Source organism: Shinella lacus (assembly GCF_010994755.1).
Classification (GTDB): Bacteria; Pseudomonadota; Alphaproteobacteria; order Rhizobiales; family Rhizobiaceae; genus Shinella; species Shinella lacus.
In genome coordinates, this window is the sequence record NZ_WHSB02000003.1 from 40,722 (window position 1) to 60,756 (window position 20,035).

Consider the following 20,035-nt stretch of genomic DNA (forward strand, 5'->3'; position numbering starts at 1 on the left):
ATCAGGCGGCGGCGGAAAGATGCTCGTGCACGGCGAGCCAGCGGCCGGCGGGATCGCGCGAAAAGACAATCGTCTCGCGCTCGTTGTTCGTCACGGTTTCGCCGCCCACCGAAACGTCGGTCTCAACGGCATGGGTGAAGATCGCCACGTCGCCGACGAGCCGGACTTTGCGGTCCGTCGAACGGCAGCCGAGCACGCGAAAGCCGTCGCGCGTTTCCCACAGCGCCCATTCCGCTTCATAGGCGGCGCGGTCGTCGAGCGTGCGGTCGAGATTGTAGAACAGGAAGGTCGCCTCCGGCGCGAAGGCAGCAAAATAGGCCGCGCGGTCATGCCGGGCGAAGGCGCTCACCAGGGTATCGGCGGCGGTGAGGACGGCGGATTCCGTGTCGGTCATGGCATTTACCTGCGGCTCAGACGATCTTGATGCTGCTGATGAGGGCGGCGATGGGCTCGTGCTGGGCGTTCACGCGCGCCTTCAGCTCTTCAAGCGGCATGGCATCGACCTTGCAGAACTCGATGAACATCATGTTGAGATTGTTGAAGAAAACTTCGCCCATGGCCTTGGCGTCGACGCCGGCCTGAATCACGCCGCGCGCCTTCAGCGTCTCGACGAGTCGCACGACCTGGGCGCAAAGTTGTCCGTCCAGCTCGGTATAGCGCCGCGACAGCGGTGTTTCCGGCTGCTGGATGGAGATCGCCATGGCGGTGCGCCACATCTCCTTGGAGAGGTAATAGAGCGAGTGGTCGTAATATTGGTCGATCAGCGTGCGCAGCGCTTCCGCGACGTTCAGCGGCGGATTGGCGACGATGCGCGCACCGCCCTCCAGCACCTCCGTCACTTCCATCGCGACGGTGGCGACGAGGATGTCGCCCTTGTTCTGGTAGTAGTTGTAGAGCGTGCCGACGGAGACCTCCGCCATCTCGGCAATGTCCTCGATGCGGGCGCTGTCATACCCCTGCTCGCGGAACAGCGTGGTCGCGGCTTCAAGGATGCGGCGGGTCTTGTCCGCCTTCTGTTTTGCACGCAATCCAGCCATGGAATCCTCCGTTGGAATCTCCTCAAAAATGAGATTGACTTAAAAAATGAATTCGTTCAATCTTTTTCTCAAGGCACCGGAATGAGTGCCATTCGCCTGGGCCAAAAGCCTTCAGCCAGAGGGAAAGATGATGACGAAAACCGTTTCCAGCGGGTTCTCCCGCCGCATGCTTCTTGCCACCGCAGCCGTGTTGGTTCTCGCTCCCGCCGGCGCGCAGGCGCAGGACGAGCTGAACGCGCTCGTCTGGTGCGACCACACCGATCCGGCACTGGTCGAGCCCTTCGAAAAGGCCAACAACGTCAAGGTCAACCTCAAGGAATATGAGGGCACGGGTGCCGCGATCTCGATCATCGAGCAGTCCCGCCCCGGTGACTGGGACGTGCTGGTGATCGACGCCGTCGACGTGCCGCGCGCCATCGACATGGACATTCTTAGCGAAATGCCGGCCGACAAGCTGCCGCTCGGCGATCTCTTCCCGGAAGTGCGCATGGAAGAGACGACGACCAAGGACGGCAAGGTCTACGCCGTTACCGAAAAATTCGGCTACAACACCATTTCCTTCGACAAGACGAAGGTCGATCCCGCCGACATGGACGACCTCTCCGTCATCTGGTCGGACAAGTACAAGGGCCGCATCGCGCTCTATGATTATTACCTGCCGATGGTCGGCCTGACCGGTGTCGGCATCGGCAAGAAGACCGCCGATCTCAAGCAGGAAGACCTGCCGGCGATCAAGGAAAAGCTCTTCGAGATGAAGAAGGTCGCCCGCCAGGTGAGCGACGTCGTCGCCTCGCAGACGGCCCTTGCGACCGGCGAAGTGGACATCGTCGTCGGTGGCGGCGAGTGGCTGACGGCCGGTCTTTCCGGCGAAAAGCCGAATCTCGACTGGACGATCCCCAAGCAGGGGGCGCTGCGCTGGGCGCAGTCGATCGGCGTCTTCAAGGACTCCGAAAAGCAGGATCTCGCGCTGAAATTCGTGCAGTACATCGTCAGCCCCGAGGGCCAGGCGCGACTTGCCACCTCGTCCTGCTACTGGGCGATGCCGGCCAATGCCAAGGCGGGCGAGCATCTCACCGACCCGCAGAAGGCGGCGCTGCGCTGGGACAAGCAGCCGGAGTATTTGAAGAACTCGCAGCTTTATCCGGTCGCCGACGCCGACATGGATGCGGCGATGCAGGATGTCTGGACGGAGATGTTGCAGCAGTAAGGTTTTGGGGGATGCGTGGATCCTCGGGTCAAGCCCGAGGATGACGGTGGGGAGGGTGTGAGCCTGCCCTATCGAACGGCTCGGCATGCGATGCCGTTTCTGCGTCGCCCCACTTCTCTTCTTTCGTCATCCTCGGGCTTGACCCGAGGATCCAAGCTCCAAGCACTGACGAGGACCGACCCCATGACCGCCACTGCCTATGAGCGCGCGGAACGCCGCAAGGCCTGGGCCTTTGCCCTTCCGGCGCTGCTCTGGACGGGGTTCTTCTTTCTCGTGCCCTTCGCCTATATGGCGGCGATCAGTTTCTGGACGCGGCAGGGGCGCGAGATCGTCGCGACGTGGACGCTCGACAATTATGTCGCCTTCTTCGAGAAGGCCCATCTCTTCAAGGGCTTGGTGGTCTCGCTGGAGATTACCGCGGCCGTCACCGTCATCTCCATCCTGCTTGCCTATCCGCTCGCCTGGATCATCGCCGAGCGCGTGCCGAAGAAGTGGCAGCGTTTCGCCCTCATCATGGCGATCCTGCCCTTCTGGACCTCCTATGTCGTGCGCTCCTATTCCTGGCTGCTGGTGCTCTCCAAGGGCGGCGTCGTCAACCAGGCGCTGCTCTGGCTCGGCGTCATCGCCGAACCGCTGGAGCTCTCCGCCAACCGCATCGGCACGATCATCGGCTTCGTGCACTTTTTCGTCATGCTGCTGACGCTGACGATCTACGCCAATCTCATCCAGCTTTCGCCGAACTATCGCCGTGCCGCAGCCGATCTCGGCGCAAACGCCTTCCAGACCTTCTGGTTCGTCGTTCTGCCGCTGACGCTGCCCGGCATCATGGTCGGCGCGTTCTTGACCTTCGTGCTCTGCATCGGCGATTACATCACGCCGCAGATCCTCGGCGGCAACAACGAACTGGTGCTGCCGCAGGTCATCATGCTGCAGCTCGGGAGGCGGGCGGATTTTCCGATGGCGGCCGCGCTCTCGCTGGTGCTGATGGTCGTCGTCACGCTCGCCTATATCGCCTGTGCCCGCTGGCTGAAGATGGAGAGGACGTAACATGCGCCACCTCACCACCGCCCTTGCCGCGCTCTATGCCGGCCTCATCTACCTCTTCATCTTCCTGCCCGTCGTCGTGCTGGTGCTCTTCTCCTTCCAGGACGGCACCCTACCGGTGCCACCGCTGAACGGGCTGACGCTGCGCTGGTACGAGGCGATCTTTTCCGATGGCAAGCTGATGGCCGCGCTCGGCAATTCGCTGATCGTCGCGATCGTTTCATCGGCCGTCGCCTGCGTGCTCGGCTTCCTCGCCGCCTATGCCTTCGCGCGTTACACGCTGCCCGCCTCCGGTCTCCTGCGCGGCCTCATCGTCGCGCCGATGACGGTCAGCACGCTGATCATCGGCCTCGGCCTGCTCTCGGTGCTGAATCTCACCGGCCTCAGGCTCTCGCTCGTCACCGTCGGCATCGGCCATGTGGTGATCAACCTGCCGCTCTGCTTCGCGATCATCTATGCCTCGATGGGTGGGCATCAGGTGAATATCGAGCGGGCGGCGCGCGATCTTGGCGCCAAGGACTGGCAGGTCATGCTGCTGATCACCGCGCCCATGTTGCTGCCGTCGATCCTCGCTGCCTTCTTCCTCTCCGTCACCTTCAGCTGGGACGAGTTCATCGTCGCCTTCTTGCTGTCGCGCTTCGACGTGACGCTGCCCGTCGAGATATGGAGCATGCTGCGCTCCGGCCTCGACCCCCGGACAAACGCCATCGGCAGCGTCGTCTTCCTCGTCTCGGTCGCGTTCCTCGTCGTCATGGAACTCACCGTCTTCAGAAAGAAAGCCTCATGACCGCCGACGTTTCCATTCGCAACGCCACCAAGGTCTTCGGCGCATTCCGGGCACTCGACGACGTGTCGCTCGATATTGCTGCCGGCGAGTTCATCGTGCTGCTCGGCCCCTCCGGCTGCGGCAAGACCACCTTGCTCTCTATCCTCGGCGGCTTCATCGAACCGACTTCCGGCACGGTTTCGATCGGCGGGCACGACATGACCCATGTTTCGCCGGCAAAGCGCCCGACCACCACCATGTTCCAGGACTATGCGCTCTTCCCGCATATGTGCCTGCGCGACAATGTCGGCTTCGGGCTGCGCATGCGCGGCATGGGCAAGGCGGAGCGATACGAGAAGGCGTTCTCCCTGCTCGATCTCGTCGGGCTCAGGGCCTCCTCCGCCAAGAAGCCGCACGAGCTTTCCGGCGGCCAGCGGCAGCGCGTGGCGCTCGCCCGCGCGCTGGCGGTCGATCCGGACGTGCTGCTGCTCGACGAGCCGCTTGGCGCGCTCGACTTGAAACTGCGCCGCCAGATGCAGGATGAATTGAAGGCGATCCAGAAGCGTGTCGGCACCACCTTCGTGCATGTCACGCACGACCAGGAGGAGGCAATGGCGATTGCCGACCGCATCGTCGTGATGAACAAGGGCCGCATCGAGGATGTCGGCACGCCGGCCTCGATCTACATGCGTCCGCGCTCGCTGTTTTCCGCCGGCTTCATGGGCGAGGCGAATTTTTTGCCGGCAAAGGTGCGCGGCACGGCGGCAAACGAGGCGGAAGTGGAAACCGCCCTCGGCCGCGTTGCCCTGCCCGCTTCCGCCTTCGTTGCCGGCCTGGCGGCAACGGGCCGCGATGTCACGCTCTGCATCCGCCCGGAGCATTTTCGCAACGGGAACACGGATGTGCCGACCGTCTCGCTCGGCCGCGGCCGCATCACTGGCAGTGCCTTCTTCGGCACGCACCACCGCTGCCATGTGGCGGCGGATGGCACGTCGTTGACCGCCCATCTTCCCCAGACCGACAATCCGCAAATCGGCGCCGAGCTTGACCTTCGGCTAAAGGCGGATAGCATCGTCGTGCTTCAGGACGGAGCGGGAGTCGTAGAGTAAATGCAGCGCATCCGCCCGGAGGATTGGTACAGCGTTCGTCGCCTCGACGACGATGTCACCTATATTTCCGAGCCTTACATCCAGGAATTCTACCGCTGCAACATCTGGCACATACGCGGGCGCGACCGCGACATGCTGGTGGATAGCGGCATGGGCGTTGTTTCGCTACGCGAATGGGTGCCCGTTGTCACGGAGCGCGAGCTGATCGCGGTGGCGAGCCACACTCATTTCGACCATATCGGCTGCCACCACGAATTCGAGTGCCGCGCCGTGCATTCCGCCGAGGCCGATCTGCTCGCCAATCCGACGCGGGAAAACACGCTCGCCGACCCTTACGTAACGGATGACATCTTCGACGCCCTGCCGCCGGAGCCCTATTGCTCGAAATGTTACGCGGTGAAGCGGGCGCCCGCGACGCGCATCTTGGAGGACGGCGACGTGATCGACCTCGGCGACCGGCAGTTCGAGGTCATTCACACGCCTGGACACTCCCCAGGGGGTATTGCGCTCTACGAAAAGGCAACCGAAATTCTCTTCTCGGGCGACATCGTCTACGATGGCCCGCTGATCGAGGACACCTACCATTCCGACTTGGGGGATTACATCGCCTCGATGGAACGGCTCCTGACCCTGCCCGTGCGGCTGGTGCATGGCGGCCATTTTCCAAGTTTCGGCGGAGACCGCTACCGCCAGCTCATCAAGGGCTGGCTTGATGAAAAACAGAAGTGACGGGAGAAAAACATGCTCGACAAGCGCAAATTCTACATCGACGGCCAGTGGGTCGATCCGCTGAAGCCCAATGACCTTTCGGTGATCAACCCGGCGACGGAAAAGCCGATCGCGGTCATCTCCATGGGCACCGCCGCCGATATCGACCGCGCCGTCGCTGCCGCCAAGAAGGCCTTTGCGACCTACAGCCAGACCAACGTGGAAGAGCGCCTTGCGCTGCTTGAAAAGCTGCTCGACATTTACAAGCGCCGCTATGAGGAGATGGCACACACCATCACGCTCGAACTCGGCGCGCCGATCACCATGAGCACCGAACAGCAGGCGGATGTCGGCGTCGGCCACCTCCAGGGCTTCATCGAAGGCCTGAAGCGCCTGAAGGGCCGCGAAGTGCTGCCGAACGGCGACGTCGTGCGCCGTGAGCCAATCGGCGTCGCCGGCCTCATCACGCCGTGGAACTGGCCGATCAACCAGATCGCGCTCAAGGTCGTCCCCGCGCTTGCGACCGGCAGCACCTGCGTGCTGAAGCCGTCCGAATTCACGCCGCTCAACGCGCTGCTCTATGCGGAGATGGTGCATGAGGCCGGCTTCCCGGCGGGCACGTTCAACCTCGTCAACGGCGATGGCCTCGAATGCGGCGCGGCGCTTTCCAAGCACAAGGACGTCGATATGATGTCCTTCACCGGCTCCACCCGCGCCGGCATCGCCGTCAGCAAGGATGCGGCCGAGACGGTCAAGCGCGTGACGCTGGAACTCGGCGGCAAGTCGCCGAACATCGTCTTCGCCGATGCGGACCTCGAAGATCGCGTCGCCGGCAGCGTGCGCGAATGCTTCAACAATTCCGGCCAGTCCTGCGACGCGCCGACCCGCATGCTCGTCGAGCGTTCGGTCTATGACAAGGTCGTCGAGATCGCCGAGCGAACCGGCAAGGAAGCCAAGGTCGGCAATCCGGAGGAAGCAGGCGAACACATCGGTCCGCTCGTCTCGCACATCCAGTTCGGCCGCGTGCAGGCGCTGATCGAGGCGGGTGTCGCCGAAGGCGCACGCGTTCTGGTTGGCGGCCCCGGCAAGCCGGAGGGTTTCGAGACCGGCTATTTCGTCAAGCCGACGATCTTTGCCGACGTCAACAACGAGATGCGCATCGCCCGCGAAGAGGTGTTCGGCCCGGTCCTGTCGATCATTCCCTTCGACACCGAAGAGGAAGCGATCGCGATTGCCAACGACACGGCCTACGGCCTTGCCGCCTATCTCCAGACCGGCAACCCGGACCGCGCCGAGCGCGTCGCGTCGCGGCTTCGCGCCGGCATGGTGCACATCAACGGCGGCCCGCACCGCTACGGCAGCCCCTTCGGCGGCTACAAGCAGTCCGGCAACGGCCGCGAAGGCGGCATCTTCGGCCTTGAGGATTTTCTTGAGGTGAAGACGGTTCACCGGCCGGATGCAGCGTAATCCAGCCAGATAAATCCGAAGGCGGCGCTCGAAAGGGCGCCGCTTTTTCATGGACGCAAAGTTTTCCGCTAAATTAGCGGCGCCCGTCTGGTTCAACCCGGTGCAGTCTGATAGCTCGCTGGCATCCTGATGCCCGGACCACCGCCTTGTCCTCGATTGCCGTCTCCACCCATCGCCGCCTCGCGCTTGCAGCCCTTCTGATCGGGGGCGCTGCCATCGGCGGCTCGCCGATTTTCGTCCGCCTCTCGGAAGTCGGACCTCTGGCAACGGCATTCTGGCGGGTCTCTCTGGCGCTGCTGCCGTTCTTCCTGATCTCGCGCATCGCCAGGGAAGCGGATGAAGAGCCGGCCGGACTGCGCGACTATGTCGTGCTTCTGCTGCCCGGCATCTTCTTGGCCATCGATCTCGTGGCCTGGCATCTGTCGCTGCACATGACCTCCGTCGCCAATGCGACGCTGCTGGCCAATCTGGCGCCCGTCTTCGTGACACTCGGCTCCTGGCTGATCTTTCGCACGCGCATTACGCCGATCTTCCTGGCGGGGCTTGCGCTGGCGCTGGTCGGCGTCATCGTGCTGAAGGGTGGGCCGGCGGCAATCGGCGGCGGGCAGCTTGCGGGCGATGCGACCGCCATCGTCGCCGCCATCTTCTACGCCTGCTACATGCTGGCGCTCGGCCATGTCCGCTCGCGTTTCTCGACGCTGCGCATCATGGTCTGGACGACGTTTTCGGCTGCCGTCTGCATGTTGCCGATCGCCTTCTTCTTCGAGGGCAGCATGTTGCCAATCACCCTCTTCGGCTGGGCGATGGTTGTCGGCCTTGCCTTCATCAGCCATGTCGGCGGGCAGGGTCTCGTGACCTACGCGCTCGCCTATCTACCGACGGCCTTCTCGTCGCTGACGCTGCTCCTGCAGCCAGTGGTCGCCGCCATCCTCGCATGGTTCCTGCTCGCCGAGCCCGTCGGCATCATGCAGGCGGTGGGCGGCGTCATCGTGCTAGCCGGGATTCTGGTCGCCCGGCGGGGTTGAAGTCTGGCCTTCCGCCTGTTTTGCCTGCATGACGGCCCGTATGCCGGAAAACAGGATCAGGCCGTTGATGGCGATCCCGAACAGGAAGCGGCCCGGCGCGAGGCCGAAGCTCAACGGTGCGTCGGGATTGTAGCCGAGGCTCGCAAGGCCGCCCATGTCGTTCATCAGCAGGCCGGAAGCCAGCCACCAGGCGCCGGCGACGATCATCACCCAGCCCCATACCTTGCCGTTCTTCATGCTGCACCTCCATTGACGTGGCCATGCTCCTTCAAAGAAGACGGCTGGATGCCGCGCAATATTCCGCCGGGCTGATCAGTGGTTATGCCGCGGCGGCGTTTTGGCGATTTCGCGGAAATCGGCGGCCCCCTCGATGACCGCACCGTCCGAAAGCTGGGTGACCGTCTTGCGGTAGAGCCGTTGCCACGGCGTCGCGTCTGCAGGCACCGGCGGAATGCCATCAGCCTTGCGGCGCTCGATTTCCGACGCCTCCACCAACATGTCGCAGCGCCCGTTTTCGAGATCGATGCGGATCACGTCCCCGGTGCGAAGCCACGCAAGCCCGCCGCCGGCCGCACTTTCCGGTGAGGCGTTGAGGATCGACGGGCTGTCGGCGGTGCCGGACTGGCGCCCGTCGCCGATCGTCGGCAGGCTGGTGATGCCGCGTTTCAGCAGATGATCCGGCGGCTGCATGTTGACGACCTCGGCCGAGCCCGGCCAGCCGAGCGGCCCCGCACCGCGGATGACGAGGATGGTGCGCTCGTCGATGCCCAGCGCAGGATCGTTGATGCGCCTGTGGTAATCCTCCGAACCGTCGAAGACGACGGCCTTACCCTCGAACGTGCCTTCCCGACCCGGCTCGCTCAGATAACGCGCGCGGAACTCCGGCGAGATCACCGAGGTCTTCATGATGGCGAAATCGAACAGGTTGCCCTTGAGAACGAGGAAGCCCGCCCGCTCTTTAAGCGGTTCGCCATAGGGCCGGATGACCTCGCGGTCACTTGCCGCACGCCCTTCCAGATTTTCCGCAACAGTGCGCCCCGTGACGGTGGGACAGCCTCCATGGAGCTTCCCGGCATCCAGCAACTCGCTCATGATCGCCGGCACGCCGCCTGCCCGGTGAAAGCGCTCGCCGAGGAAACGCCCGGCCGGCTGCACGTCGGCGAGCAGCGGGATGTCGTAGCCGTGCACCTGCCAGTCCTCCGGCTTCAGCTCGACGCCTGCATGTTTCGCCATCGCCATCAGATGCGGCTGCGCATTGGTCGAGCCGCCGATTGCCGAATTGACGCGGATCGCGTTGAGGAAAGCTTCGCGCGAGAGAATGTGCGAGGGGCGGATGTCCTCCAGCACGAGCTCCACCGCACGACGGCCGGTGCGATAGGCCATCTGGCCGCGCTCGCGATAGGCGGCGGGAATGGCGGCGCAGCCCGTCAGCGACATGCCGAGCGCTTCGGCCAGCGCATTCATCGTCGAGGCGGTGCCCATCGTGTTGCAATGGCCGATGGAGGGCGCGGAATCCATCGCGGCCTGCAAGAACTCCTCCTCGTCCATCGTGCCGGCTGCAAGCTTGCGGCGCGAGCGCCAGATGACGGTGCCGGAGCCGGCGAGGTCACCCTCATGCCAGCCGTCGAGCATCGGCCCGCCGGAGAGCACGATCGCCGGAATATCGACTGTCGAGGCTGCCATCAGCGCAGACGGCGTGGTCTTGTCGCAGCCGGTGGTCAGCACGACGCCGTCGAGCGGATAGCCGTAGAGGATTTCGACGAGGCCGAGATAGGCAAGGTTGCGGTCGAGCGCCGCGGTCGGCCGCTTGCAATTCTCGAAGATCGGATGCGTCGGGAATTCGATGGGGATGCCACCCGCATCGCGGATGCCGTCGCGCACTCGCTTGGCGAGGTCGACGTGATGGCGGTTGCACGGCGTCAGGTCGCTGCCGCTCTGCGCAATGCCGATCACCGGCTTGCCGGAGCGCAGCTCTTCCGGCGTGATGCCGTAGTTCATGAAGCGTTCGAGGTAGATGGCGGCCATATCGATATGGTCGCGGTTGTCGAACCAGTCCTGCGATCGCAGCCGGCGCTTGCCTGTCTTTTCGTCCGTCATGAAATGACCCTTGTAAACAATATCCACCCGCACTGTTCCATCCCTCTCGTTCGGGATCAACAGATGCTTGATGCAGCTATCAAAATTGCTGACTGGATCGGCCCCGTGGAATGTGTCACAGCCCTCCCATCCCGAGATCCGAGTTTCCGCCATGACCGATATCACCGCTTCCTCGCCCGCCTCCGGCACCGCCCGCCTTGGCGTGATGCTGATGCTGCTCGGCATGGCCATGTTTTCGCTGAACGACGTGCTGGGCAAATGGCTGGTGGCCACCTATTCCGTCAGCCAGCTCATGCTGATCCGCAGCGCCGCCGCAATGCTGGTGCTGACGCCCTTCCTGTGGCGCACGGGATGGCGACAGCTGATCGATGTCGACCGCCCGAAACTGCATTTCCTGCGCTCTGCGCTCTATGCGTTCGAGGCATCCGCCTTCTACTTCGCCGTCGCCTACATGCCGCTCGCGGATGCCATGACCTACTGGCTTGCCGCGCCGATCTACGTGGCGGCGCTGTCGCCTCTCCTGCTTCGCGAAAAGGTCGGCTGGCGGCGCTGGACGGCCATCATCATCGGCTTCGTCGGCGTGGTCATCGCGCTGGAGCCGTCGAAGGACACGTTTACGCTGCCCGCCCTTATCGCGCTTGCCGGCAGCCTTGCCTTCAGCGTGGCCATGGTGCTCGGCCGGTCGCTGCGCGCCGCGCCCGATACAACGCTCGTCTTCTGGCAGATGGGGGCGGCGGTGATCTTCGCGGGCGTCTGGTGTCTCGCCGATCCGTCCGGCTGGGCGCCGGTCAGCGGCGCCGGCCTCGGCCTGTTGAGCCTGCTCGGCATCGTCGCGATGAGCGCGCACATGCTGGTCAACCGCTCGCTGAAGCTGGCGGATGCCGCGACCGTCGTGCCGCTGCAATATACGCTGCTGCTCTGGGCCGTCATCTTCGGATGGATTTTCTTCGGCGATCTGCCCCGCCCGGCCATGCTGATCGGCGCCGGCTTCATCGTCGCTTCCGGCCTCTTCATCTTCTTCCGCGAGCAGCAGCTCAAGCGCCGCGCTCGCGGCTGAGACCGTCAAAGCGGCAGTTCGGTGGTGTATTTCACGCTCTTCAGCGCGAAATGCGAAGACGAGTTCGCGACCGCCTCGTGGGTCAGGATCGCCTGCATGAGAAGCTGCTCGTAATCCCGGACGTCCTTGACGACGACGCGGATCAGGTAATCCCATTCGCCGGACATGGAATAACATTCCAGCACCTCCTCATGCGTCTGCACGAAGCGCTCGAAATCCCGCCGCGCGATGGGGTCATGCGACTTCATGCGCACCTGGCAGAAGACGTTGAGGCCACGGCCGATGCGGTCCGGATCGAGCAGGCGGACGGTGGGGCCGAGAACGCCCGCCTCCTCCAGCGCCTTGATCCGCCGCCAGCAGGAGGCGCTTGAGGCACCCACTTCCTCGGCGAGCGCCGCATGGCTGATATCGCCGCGTCGCTGCAGGACCTTCAGGATTCTCCTGTCGATGGCGTCAAGTTGAATGGAATTCATCGTAAAACCCAGAAATAAGATACGGACGTTTCATTTGTACCGCAAACTGCGCGCTGTTTGAAACGCTTTTTCGCCCGCCGCGGCCTACACTTTCCATCCATGCACATGCGGGAGGAAATCATGGCACAGGCCGCTCTCAAACCCATCGCCCGAAACGCGCCGGATGAAACCGTCGACTGGAAACGCATTACCTATCTGATGCACCTGTCGCGCGCGCTTGACGAGATGGAGGAAACCCGCCTCGTGCCGGAGAAGAAGGTACTCTACCAGTTCTCCGCCCGCGGCCACGACATGGCGCAGATCATGCTCGGCAGCCACCTGACCGACCGGCACGATGTGACCTGCGGCTATTATCGCTCGCGGCCGCTGCTGCTCTCGCTCGGCGTCGATCCCCTAGATGCGCTGGGCTCCGCGATGGGGCGCGCGGGCGGCTATTCCGATGGGCGCGACATCGGCGTCGTCTTCAACTATCCGAACCTCGATGGCGCGTCGGCGCTCCCCATGTGCGGCGGCGTCGGCGCGCAATATACGCCGACGGCCGGCTGGGCGCAGGCAGTCAAATATTATGCCGACGTGCTGGGCAAGGCGGAGTACCGCGAGAGCATCGCCGTGGTGCTCGGCGGCGATGGCTCGGTCGCCTCGAACGGGTTCTGGTCGGCGCTGACGATTGCTACGACCCAGACCCTGCCGATGCTCTTCTACATCGAGGACAACGGCTACGGCATCTCGGTCCCCTCTACCATCCAGACACCCGGCGGCAACATCGCCGCCAACCTTTCCGGCTGGAAGAACCTGACGATTTTCGAAGGCGACGGCACCGATCCCGCGGCCGCCGCGCGCCTCACCGGCGATGCGGTGGAGCATGTGCGCCGCAGCCGTGGCCCTGTCCTGCTGCGTCTCACCGTGCCGCGCCTGCAAGGCCACAGTTTCCAGGATACCCAGGCGTACAAGAACGAGGAGACGGTGCGCAGCGAATGGGCGCGCGATCCGCTGCCGCGCCTGAAGGGCTATATCGTGCCCGCCGTGCTGAGCGAGGCGGAGTGGAATGCCGCGGACGAGGATGCACGGCAGGCGGCGGAGACGGCGCGCATCGCAGCCGAAGCGCGCCCGACCGCCGTCCCCGAGACGGTGACCCGGCACGTCTTCTTCGATGGCGAGGTGCAGGTGATGGGCGGGCAGATCCGCCACGGCTATAGGGCGCCGGAGACAGTCGCCACGGTGCAGGCGGACGGCCAGCGCATCAACATGGTCACCGCCATCCGCCGCACGCTCGACCATGAACTGTCGATCAACGAGCGCGTCGTGCTGTTCGGTGAGGATATCGGGCCGAAGGGCGGCGTGCATGCTGTGACCCTCGGGCTTCAGGAAAAGTTCGGCAGCGAGCGGGTGTTCGATACCTCGCTTTCGGAGGAAGGCATTGTCGGCCGGGCTGTCGGCATGGCGCTTGCCGGCCTGATGCCTGTGCCGGAAATCCAGTTCCGCAAATATGCCGAGCCCGCCACCGAGCAGATCAACGATTGCGGCACGATCCGCTGGCGCACCAACAACCGATTTGCGGCACCCATGGTGCTGCGCATGCCGGGCGGTTATTTCAAATGCGGCGACCCCTGGCACAGCCAGACGAACGAGGTCGCCTTCGTGCACCAGCCCGGCTGGAAAGTCGCGGTGCCGTCCAATGCGGCCGATGCCGTCGGCCTGCTGCGCACCAGCCTTCGCGGCAACGATCCGGTGATCTTCTTCGAACACCGCGCCATGCTGGACCACGCCTGGGCACGCCGTCCCTATCCCGGTGACGATTATTCCCTGCCTTTCGGCAAGGCGAGCCTCACGCGCCGGGGCGACAGGATCACGCTCGTCACCTGGGGCGCGATGGTGCATCGCTGCGAGGAGGCCGCGGATGGCATTTCGGCCGATGTCATCGACCTGCGCACGCTGATGCCCTGGGACAGGGAGGCGGTTCTATCCTCCGTGCGCCGCACCCGGCGCTGCCTCATCGTGCACGAGGATCTCGGCACCGCCGGTTTTGGCGCGGAAATCTCGGCCGTGGTGGCCGACGAGGCCTTCATGGACCTCGACGCGCCGGTCTCGCGGCTCACCATGCCGGACATACCGAGCCCTCACAATCCGGTGCTGCTCGACTGGGCGGTGCCCTCGGTCGGGAAAATCCGCGCCAAGATCGACGCGCTGCTGGAGTTCTGAGTATGGCCGATCTGATTGATGTTCTTGCCCCTGAGGAACAGGAAGGCACCAAGGCGGTCGTGCGCAACTGGCTCAAGGCCGTGGGCGAGACGGTGGCGCTCGACGATCCGCTCGTCGAGCTCGAAACCGACAAGGTGACCCAAGAAATTCCCGCGCCCATCACCGGCATCCTGCACGAAATCCTCATGCAGACCGGCGAAAAGACGGAGCCCGGTGCGGTGCTCGGCCGGATCAAGCTTGCGGGTTCCGCGGAGGCGCGCTTGGCGGCTGCACCAGCCGCCACGCAGGAGACCGCGCCGGCAGTGTCGGAAGCGGTGCACCATTCTCCGGCGGTGCGGCGCGCGGCCGAGGAATACGGCATCGACCCCGCGACAGTGACGGGCTCCGGCAAGGGCGGGCGCGTGACGCGCGCCGACATGGATGCCGCGCATGAGGCGGCCCTTGCGACGCCTGCGCTGCAACCCGCCAGAACGCCAACGCCGCAGGCGGAAAAGCCGAGCGGCGACCTGCGCTCCCGCTCGATCAAACACTCGCCCATGCGGCTCGCCATTGCCGAGCACATGCAGATGTCCGTCTCAACGGCGCCGCATGTCACCGCGGTGTTCGAGGCTGATTTCAGCGCCGTGATGTGCCATCGCGAGAAGAACAAGGCCGCGTTTGCCGCTTCCGGCGTGGCGCTCTCCTACACGGCCTATATCGTCGCGGCCTGCGTTGCCGCGATGAAGGCCGTGCCGGCGGTCAACAGCCGCTGGTTCGACGATCGCCTGGAGGTTTTCGAGGATGTGAACATCGGCATCGGCACCGCGCTGGGTGACGACGGCCTCGTCGTGCCGGTCATCCGCGAGGCACAAAACCTCTCGCTCTCCGGCATCGCCACGCGCCTACAGGATCTCACCGCCCGCGCGCGGGCGAAAGCGCTGACGCCGGCCGACATGCGCGGCGGCACCTTCACCATCTCCAACCATGGCGTTTCGGGTTCGCTGGTCGCCACGCCGATCATTATCAACCAGCCGCAATCGGCGATCCTCGGCATCGGCAAGCTGGAAAAGCGGGTCGTGGTGCGGGAGGTGGACGGCGTCGACACGATCCAGATCCGCCCCATGGCCTATGTCTCGCTCACCATCGACCACCGTTCGCTTGACGGCCACCAGACCAACACCTGGCTGACCCGCTTCGTCGAAACGCTCGAAAGCTGGCCGCAATGACCGCTTCCCATGCCTATGATCTGCTGGTGATCGGCGGCGGTCCTGGCGGCTATGCCTGCGCCATCCGCGCCGCGCAACTCGGCCTGAAGACGGCCTGCGTCGAGGAGCGGCCGACGCTCGGCGGTACCTGCCTCAATGTCGGCTGCATCCCCTCGAAAACCTTGCTGCACGCCACACACCTGCTCGAAGCCGCCCGCGACGGCCACATGGCCGGCTTCGGCATCGACACAGGCCCTGTCTCCGTCGATCTCGCCAAACTGATGGCGCGCAAGGACACGACCGTCGCCTCGCTCACCAAGGGCATCGACTTCCTGTTCCGCAAGAACGGCGTGACCCGTCTTGCCGGCCGGGCGCGCTTTGCCGGACCGGGCCGCGTGGAGATCGCGAGCAAGACGGTCGGCGCAAAATCCATCGTGATCGCCACCGGCTCGCAACCGGCAACACTTGCCAGCGTGACGGTGGACAATGCGGCCGGCATCGTCGTCGATTCGACCGGCGCGCTGTCCCTCTCCCGCGTGCCGGAACGGCTCGTCGTCATCGGCGGCGGCGTCATCGGCCTCGAACTCGGCTCCGTTTGGCGCCGTCTCGGCGCCAAGGTTACGGTCGTCGAATATGCCGAGCGCATCCTGCCCGGCATGGATGAAGATATCCGCACGGCGATGACGAAGCTCCTGACCCGGCAGGGCATGACGATCCTCGCCTCGACCGCCGTCACCGGCGTTGACACCGGGAGCGACGGCGCGACCCTCGCCGTTCGGGCCGCCGATGGCGGCACGTCGGAATTGGCGGCGGATGTCGTGCTCATTGCCACCGGTCGCAAGCCGAACACCGGCGATCTCGGTCTGGAGTCCGTCGGAATCACCCCCGATGACGGCGGCTTCGTGCCGGTCGATCATCGCGGCTGGACGGGCGTCGAGGGCATCCACGCAATCGGCGACGTGACGCGTGGCCCCATGTTGGCGCACCGTGCGGAGGACGAGGGCATTGCGGTTGCCGAACGGCTCGCCGGCAAGCCCGGCATCGTCAACCACGCCATCATCCCGGCCGTGGTCTATACCGATCCGGAAGTTGCCGCCGTCGGCAAGACCGAACAGGCACTGAAGGCCGAGGGCATCGCCTACTGCGCCTCGACCTTCCCGATGCTCGCCAACAGCCGCGCCAAGGCAAATGGCAACACTGAGGGTTTCGTGAAACTGCTGGCCGAGGAGAAGACCGGCATCCTGCTCGGCGCCCATCTTATCGGCGCGGTGGCAGGCACGATGGTCGCGCAGATCGCGCAGGCGATGGAGTTCGGCGCAACGGCGGAGGACATCGCCTATACCTGCCACGCGCACCCGACGCACAGCGAGGCCATCAAGGAAGCCGCCCTCGCCTTTACCGGTGCCGCCATCCATATTTGAAATCGGGTGGTCTTCCATCGGATTTGAAAGCAAGGATCGGAGTGTGGCGGCCCCAGCCTGGCGGCATGGTGACCGCGATCCGTTCAGGAAGGCTAAGACGATGACCCGATCTGCATCCACGCAACCCCTGTCACCCGTGGCGGACGATCCGCGCTGGGCGCGCATCGTCGCCCGCGACAAGGCGGCCGATGGGCGCCTGTGGTATTCGGTGGCGACGACCGGCGTCTATTGTCGCCCCTCCTGCCCGTCCCGCCGGGCCAATCCGCGCAACGTGATGCTGCACGACACGCTGGAAAGCGCACGGGCGACCGGCTTCCGGCCCTGCCAGCGCTGCAATCCCGAGGGGCCGTCGCTCGAAAGCGAGAATGCGGCGCTCGTCGCGCGCGCCTGCCGGATCATCGAGGACAGCGAGGAGGAGCCGGCCTTGGAGGCGCTGGCGGAGGCGGTCGGCCGCAGCGCCGGCTATTTCCACCGGGTGTTCAAGGCCGCGACCGGATTGACGCCCAAGGCCTATGCCGCCGCCGACCGGGCGAAGAAGGTTCGCGAGGGCCTCGAAACCGGCAACAGCGTCACCGCGGCGATCTACGATGCCGGCTTCAATTCCAGCGGACGGTTCTACGAAAAATCCACCGGCATGCTCGGCATGACGCCGACGCAATATCGCGCGGGCGGTGCCGACGAGGCGATCCGCTTTGCCGTCGGCCAGACGTCGCTCGGCGCGATCCTCGTCGCCTCCAGCACGAAGGGCGTCGCCTCAATCCTGCTCGGTGACGATCCGGATGTGCTGGTCCGCGATCTCCAGGATCGTTTTCCGAAAGCCCGCCTCGTGGGCGCCGACAAGAACTATGAGGCGCTGGTCGCCCGCGTCGTCGGCTTCGTCGAAAATCCCGGCATCGGGCTGGACCTGCCGCTCGATGTGCGCGGCACGGCGTTCCAGCGCCGTGTCTGGCAGGCGCTGCAGGAAATTCCGGCCGGCGCGCGAATCTCCTATTCCGAGATCGCGCGGCGCATCGGGTCGCCGACAGCGGTGCGCGCGGTGGCGGGCGCCTGCGCGGCGAATGCGCTTGCCATCGCCATTCCCTGCCACCGCGTGGTGCGCACCGACGGGGCGCTCTCCGGTTATGCCTGGGGTGTCGAGCGCAAGCGGGTGCTGCTGGAGCGGGAGGCAGCGCCGTCGATTTAAGGTTATGGTGGTGGTTCGAGTGCGCCAGGAAAACGCCATGCCCCTGCAAAACCGTGTCACGCCCTTCGGCGAGATCGTCGCCCTCCCGCAACGCGGCCTGTTCACCGGCAATCGCGGCATCATCCACGATCCGGCGACCAAAACCCTTCTCACCAAGCGCTGGTCGAGCAAGGCCTGGCTGATCTGCGTCTGCGAATATAAAGGCCGCCGCCGCGCGGTGATGGGCGGGCGGAGCTGGACCGAACTGTTCTTCCTCGACGAGGCCGTGGCCCTCGCCGCCGGCCATCGCCCCTGCTTCTTCTGCCGGCGGGAGGCTGCGGAAGGTTTTCGCGCCTCTTGGGCCGCCGCGCGGGGCGAAGCGCCGCCCCTGGCCGGCGTGATGGACGCCGTGCTCCATGCCGAGCGCGTCGCCCGTCGCCGCAAACGCGTGCATCCGATCGCCGGGCCGTTGGCGGCACTGCCCGACGGGGCGGTCGTCGCGCGCGGAACGGAAGCGTTTACGCTTCGGGGCGGCCTTGCCTATCGCTGGACGGTGGAGGGATATGCCGCGCCGCAGCACCTCGCCAGCGCCGATGGGCTGCTGACACCACCCTCTACGGTTGGGGCGCTCAGTGCCGGTTACAAGCCTGTCTTCCATCCGACGTTGGAAAATTGCGGGCCGGCTGCCATCGTGGATTGCGGATTGCCGGAAGTTGAAGCATAGTTCTAATTCAACTTCACCTATCGTGACAAAGGGCCGTGTCGCATGCCGGCTTACCCGCTTGGTCCCGAGCATTCCGCCGCCCGCTCGACGGGGCCTGCGTCCTTTGCCGGTGCGCCGCTTGAGGCGCCCAACCAGTTCCTGCCGAACCCGCGCATCGCCCTCCTGCCGCCACTGACCCGCAAGGCGAAGGCCGCCGAGGTCGCGCTCGCCCGTGCGCTCATCGACGACATCACCATGGGCCTGTGCGCCATGCGCACCGTTTCCGTCGTCGCGCCCCATACCGCAAGCTGCCTGCGCAACGAGCCCGACTGGCTCGACCATCTGGAGCGCAACAAGGTCCAATATATCCTGGACGCGCGCAGCACGCCGGAAGGCCTGCTGCTTCAGCTCGTCTTCCTGCCCTCCGACACGATGATCTGGGCGGCGCGGTACGCGCTGCACGTCGCGGTCCTGCCGGATCAGCGCCGGGAAATCGCGCGGGCGGTGACGGTGCAGCTCGCGCAGGAGCTTGAGCGCAACGAGGTGTTCTACGCCGATTATGTGCGAAACGCCCGCGCCTACCACCTCTATCTCCGCGGTCTGGACCGGCTGAAGGCCGTGACGCTCGCCGATAGCCTCTGGGCGCGAGAAGCCTTTTTGCAGGCGCTGGAGGAGCACAAGGATTTTGCCCCGGCGCTGAGCGGGCTGTCGCGCACGTTCACCATGGAATGGCTGCTGCGCGGGCGCGATGACCAGGCGCTGTTGCAGGCCGCCGAAAATGCGGCATGCGAGGCCATCCGACAGAACCCGCTTTCGCCGCTCGGCCATCGCGAGCGGGGCGTCGCGCGTCTCTACCAGGGCGGAGTCGAGGAGAGCGTCGAGGCGCTTTCGACATCCGTCAGCCTCGGCCCGCACTATGCGGATGCCATCTACAGTCTTGCGGACTCGCTCGTGCACGCCTCCCGCCCGCTGGAGGGGCTGGCGACCATCGAGCGGGCGCTTGCGCTCAATTTCATCCCGCCGGACACCTATCTCTGGAGTGCTGCCGGCGCCTGCTTCTTCCTCGAACGATACGAGGAGGCGATCGACTTCGTCCAGCGCATGAAGGTTTCCGCCCCTGCCGCGCGCCTTGCCGCTGCCGCCTGGGGCATGCTCGACAATGTGCAGGAGGCCGCCGCCGAGCGTCGGCGCGTGCTTCAGCTCAATCCGGATTTCGACCTGGAAACATGGCTCGCCGCCATTCCGATCAAAGAGCGGTGGCAGAAGGACATGTACCGGACCGGCCTGAAGAAAGCAGGTTTCTAGCACTAAGTGGTGCGAGAAAACAAAGAGATGGAGCCTTTTCGCGATCCCGCGAAAAGCTTCGGCAACCCGAG

At 64.9% G+C, this 20,035-nt stretch carries 19 protein-coding genes; 14 read left to right on the forward strand and 5 right to left on the reverse strand.

From position 1 onward, the window contains the following. Nucleotide 1: 1 nt before the first annotated feature. Nucleotides 2-394 carry a YybH family protein gene (locus tag GB927_RS08320; protein ID WP_256116244.1) on the reverse strand — a complete coding sequence of 131 codons (393 nt, stop codon included), beginning with the start codon at nucleotides 392-394 and terminating at the stop codon, nucleotides 2-4. A 16-nt stretch (nucleotides 395-410) separates the two neighbouring features. Further along, the gene (locus GB927_RS08325) at nucleotides 411-1,037 is read right to left on the reverse strand and encodes a TetR/AcrR family transcriptional regulator (protein ID WP_256116245.1); all 627 of its coding nucleotides are present in this window, start codon (nucleotides 1,035-1,037) and stop codon (nucleotides 411-413) included. A gap of 130 nt (nucleotides 1,038-1,167) precedes the next feature. Between GB927_RS08325 and GB927_RS08330 the strand changes: the two genes are divergently transcribed. The 7 genes from GB927_RS08330 (at nucleotide 1,168) to GB927_RS08365 (ending at nucleotide 8,363) form a co-directional block, all read left to right on the forward strand. After that, a complete protein-coding gene (locus GB927_RS08330) occupies nucleotides 1,168-2,244 on the forward strand; it encodes an ABC transporter substrate-binding protein (protein ID WP_256116246.1) in 1,077 nt (358 codons plus the stop codon). Between the two features lie 183 nt (nucleotides 2,245-2,427). Next, nucleotides 2,428-3,291, forward strand: a complete 864-nt coding sequence (locus GB927_RS08335; RefSeq protein ID WP_256116247.1) for an ABC transporter permease — start codon at nucleotides 2,428-2,430, stop codon at nucleotides 3,289-3,291. Between the two features lies 1 nt (nucleotide 3,292). Next, the gene (locus GB927_RS08340) at nucleotides 3,293-4,075 is read left to right on the forward strand and encodes an ABC transporter permease (protein ID WP_256116248.1); all 783 of its coding nucleotides are present in this window, start codon (nucleotides 3,293-3,295) and stop codon (nucleotides 4,073-4,075) included. After that, the gene (locus tag GB927_RS34380) at nucleotides 4,072-5,163 is read left to right on the forward strand and encodes an ABC transporter ATP-binding protein (RefSeq protein ID WP_369431631.1); all 1,092 of its coding nucleotides are present in this window, start codon (nucleotides 4,072-4,074) and stop codon (nucleotides 5,161-5,163) included. The genes GB927_RS08340 and GB927_RS34380 overlap by 4 nt, the downstream gene beginning before the upstream one ends. After that, nucleotides 5,164-5,892, forward strand: a complete 729-nt coding sequence (locus GB927_RS08355) for an MBL fold metallo-hydrolase (RefSeq protein WP_256116250.1) — start codon at nucleotides 5,164-5,166, stop codon at nucleotides 5,890-5,892. Between the two features lie 12 nt (nucleotides 5,893-5,904). Next, nucleotides 5,905-7,338: an aldehyde dehydrogenase family protein gene (locus GB927_RS08360; RefSeq protein WP_256116251.1), complete on the forward strand. Its 1,434-nt coding sequence runs from the start codon at nucleotides 5,905-5,907 to the stop codon at nucleotides 7,336-7,338. A 146-nt stretch (nucleotides 7,339-7,484) separates the two neighbouring features. Beyond that, nucleotides 7,485-8,363, forward strand: coding sequence for a DMT family transporter (locus GB927_RS08365; protein ID WP_256116252.1), 879 nt, complete (start codon nucleotides 7,485-7,487; stop codon nucleotides 8,361-8,363). Here GB927_RS08365 and GB927_RS08370 read toward each other — a convergent pair. Together GB927_RS08370 and GB927_RS08375 are read right to left on the reverse strand one after the other, a co-directional pair. Next, the gene (locus GB927_RS08370) at nucleotides 8,331-8,600 is read right to left on the reverse strand and encodes a hypothetical protein (RefSeq protein WP_256116253.1); all 270 of its coding nucleotides are present in this window, start codon (nucleotides 8,598-8,600) and stop codon (nucleotides 8,331-8,333) included. The two genes, GB927_RS08365 and GB927_RS08370, sit on opposite strands and share 33 nt — an antisense overlap. A 75-nt stretch (nucleotides 8,601-8,675) precedes the next feature. Then, on the reverse strand, nucleotides 8,676-10,460 hold the full coding sequence (locus GB927_RS08375) for an IlvD/Edd family dehydratase (RefSeq protein WP_256116255.1): 1,785 nt from the start codon (nucleotides 10,458-10,460) through the stop codon (nucleotides 8,676-8,678). A 151-nt stretch (nucleotides 10,461-10,611) separates the two neighbouring features. On the opposite strand from GB927_RS08375, the gene GB927_RS08380 reads away from it, so the two are divergent. Beyond that, the gene (locus GB927_RS08380) at nucleotides 10,612-11,517 is read left to right on the forward strand and encodes a DMT family transporter (RefSeq protein ID WP_256116257.1); all 906 of its coding nucleotides are present in this window, start codon (nucleotides 10,612-10,614) and stop codon (nucleotides 11,515-11,517) included. Nucleotides 11,518-11,522: 5 nt separating this feature from the next. Here the strand turns inward: GB927_RS08380 and GB927_RS08385 are convergent, their stop codons facing one another. Continuing rightward, nucleotides 11,523-11,990, reverse strand: coding sequence for an Lrp/AsnC family transcriptional regulator (locus tag GB927_RS08385; protein ID WP_256116258.1), 468 nt, complete (start codon nucleotides 11,988-11,990; stop codon nucleotides 11,523-11,525). Between the two features lie 120 nt (nucleotides 11,991-12,110). On the opposite strand from GB927_RS08385, the gene GB927_RS08390 reads away from it, so the two are divergent. From GB927_RS08390 to GB927_RS08415, 6 genes are all read left to right on the forward strand, one after another. Continuing rightward, nucleotides 12,111-14,189 carry an alpha-ketoacid dehydrogenase subunit alpha/beta gene (locus GB927_RS08390; RefSeq protein WP_256116259.1) on the forward strand — a complete coding sequence of 693 codons (2,079 nt, stop codon included), beginning with the start codon at nucleotides 12,111-12,113 and terminating at the stop codon, nucleotides 14,187-14,189. 2 nt (nucleotides 14,190-14,191) lie between these two features. After that, nucleotides 14,192-15,394 (forward strand): dihydrolipoamide acetyltransferase family protein, encoded by a 1,203-nt coding sequence (locus GB927_RS08395; RefSeq protein WP_256116260.1) that lies wholly within the window; start codon nucleotides 14,192-14,194, stop codon nucleotides 15,392-15,394. Continuing rightward, on the forward strand, nucleotides 15,391-16,794 hold the full coding sequence (gene lpdA / locus GB927_RS08400; RefSeq protein ID WP_256116261.1) for a dihydrolipoyl dehydrogenase: 1,404 nt from the start codon (nucleotides 15,391-15,393) through the stop codon (nucleotides 16,792-16,794). The genes GB927_RS08395 and lpdA overlap by 4 nt, the downstream gene beginning before the upstream one ends. Before the next feature lie 100 nt (nucleotides 16,795-16,894). Continuing rightward, a complete protein-coding gene (ada, locus tag GB927_RS08405; protein WP_256116262.1) occupies nucleotides 16,895-17,977 on the forward strand; it encodes a bifunctional DNA-binding transcriptional regulator/O6-methylguanine-DNA methyltransferase Ada in 1,083 nt (360 codons plus the stop codon). A 37-nt stretch (nucleotides 17,978-18,014) separates the two neighbouring features. Beyond that, a complete protein-coding gene (locus tag GB927_RS08410; protein ID WP_256116264.1) occupies nucleotides 18,015-18,680 on the forward strand; it encodes a hypothetical protein in 666 nt (221 codons plus the stop codon). Nucleotides 18,681-18,722: 42 nt separating this feature from the next. Then, entirely contained in the window at nucleotides 18,723-19,964 is a 1,242-nt protein-coding gene (locus GB927_RS08415; protein ID WP_256116265.1) for a tetratricopeptide repeat protein, read from the forward strand. Nucleotides 19,965-20,035: the final 71 nt, after the last annotated feature.

What these genes read in the sequence shown, in the direction of transcription:
- GB927_RS08320 (WP_256116244.1), bottom strand. Translation starts at nt 394, where the DNA reads ATGACCGACACGGAATCCGCCGTCCTCACCGCCGCCGATACCCTGGTG.
- GB927_RS08325 (WP_256116245.1), bottom strand. Translation starts at nt 1,037, where the DNA reads ATGGCTGGATTGCGTGCAAAACAGAAGGCGGACAAGACCCGCCGCATC.
- GB927_RS08330 (WP_256116246.1), top strand. Translation starts at nt 1,168, where the DNA reads ATGACGAAAACCGTTTCCAGCGGGTTCTCCCGCCGCATGCTTCTTGCC.
- GB927_RS08335 (WP_256116247.1), top strand. Translation starts at nt 2,428, where the DNA reads ATGACCGCCACTGCCTATGAGCGCGCGGAACGCCGCAAGGCCTGGGCC.
- GB927_RS08340 (WP_256116248.1), top strand. Translation starts at nt 3,293, where the DNA reads ATGCGCCACCTCACCACCGCCCTTGCCGCGCTCTATGCCGGCCTCATC.
- GB927_RS34380 (WP_369431631.1), top strand. Translation starts at nt 4,072, where the DNA reads ATGACCGCCGACGTTTCCATTCGCAACGCCACCAAGGTCTTCGGCGCA.
- GB927_RS08355 (WP_256116250.1), top strand. Translation starts at nt 5,164, where the DNA reads ATGCAGCGCATCCGCCCGGAGGATTGGTACAGCGTTCGTCGCCTCGAC.
- GB927_RS08360 (WP_256116251.1), top strand. Translation starts at nt 5,905, where the DNA reads ATGCTCGACAAGCGCAAATTCTACATCGACGGCCAGTGGGTCGATCCG.
- GB927_RS08370 (WP_256116253.1), bottom strand. Translation starts at nt 8,600, where the DNA reads ATGAAGAACGGCAAGGTATGGGGCTGGGTGATGATCGTCGCCGGCGCC.
- GB927_RS08375 (WP_256116255.1), bottom strand. Translation starts at nt 10,460, where the DNA reads ATGACGGACGAAAAGACAGGCAAGCGCCGGCTGCGATCGCAGGACTGG.
- GB927_RS08380 (WP_256116257.1), top strand. Translation starts at nt 10,612, where the DNA reads ATGACCGATATCACCGCTTCCTCGCCCGCCTCCGGCACCGCCCGCCTT.
- GB927_RS08385 (WP_256116258.1), bottom strand. Translation starts at nt 11,990, where the DNA reads ATGAATTCCATTCAACTTGACGCCATCGACAGGAGAATCCTGAAGGTC.
- GB927_RS08390 (WP_256116259.1), top strand. Translation starts at nt 12,111, where the DNA reads ATGGCACAGGCCGCTCTCAAACCCATCGCCCGAAACGCGCCGGATGAA.
- GB927_RS08395 (WP_256116260.1), top strand. Translation starts at nt 14,192, where the DNA reads ATGGCCGATCTGATTGATGTTCTTGCCCCTGAGGAACAGGAAGGCACC.
- lpdA (WP_256116261.1), top strand. Translation starts at nt 15,391, where the DNA reads ATGACCGCTTCCCATGCCTATGATCTGCTGGTGATCGGCGGCGGTCCT.
- ada (WP_256116262.1), top strand. Translation starts at nt 16,895, where the DNA reads ATGACCCGATCTGCATCCACGCAACCCCTGTCACCCGTGGCGGACGAT.
- GB927_RS08410 (WP_256116264.1), top strand. Translation starts at nt 18,015, where the DNA reads ATGCCCCTGCAAAACCGTGTCACGCCCTTCGGCGAGATCGTCGCCCTC.
- GB927_RS08415 (WP_256116265.1), top strand. Translation starts at nt 18,723, where the DNA reads ATGCCGGCTTACCCGCTTGGTCCCGAGCATTCCGCCGCCCGCTCGACG.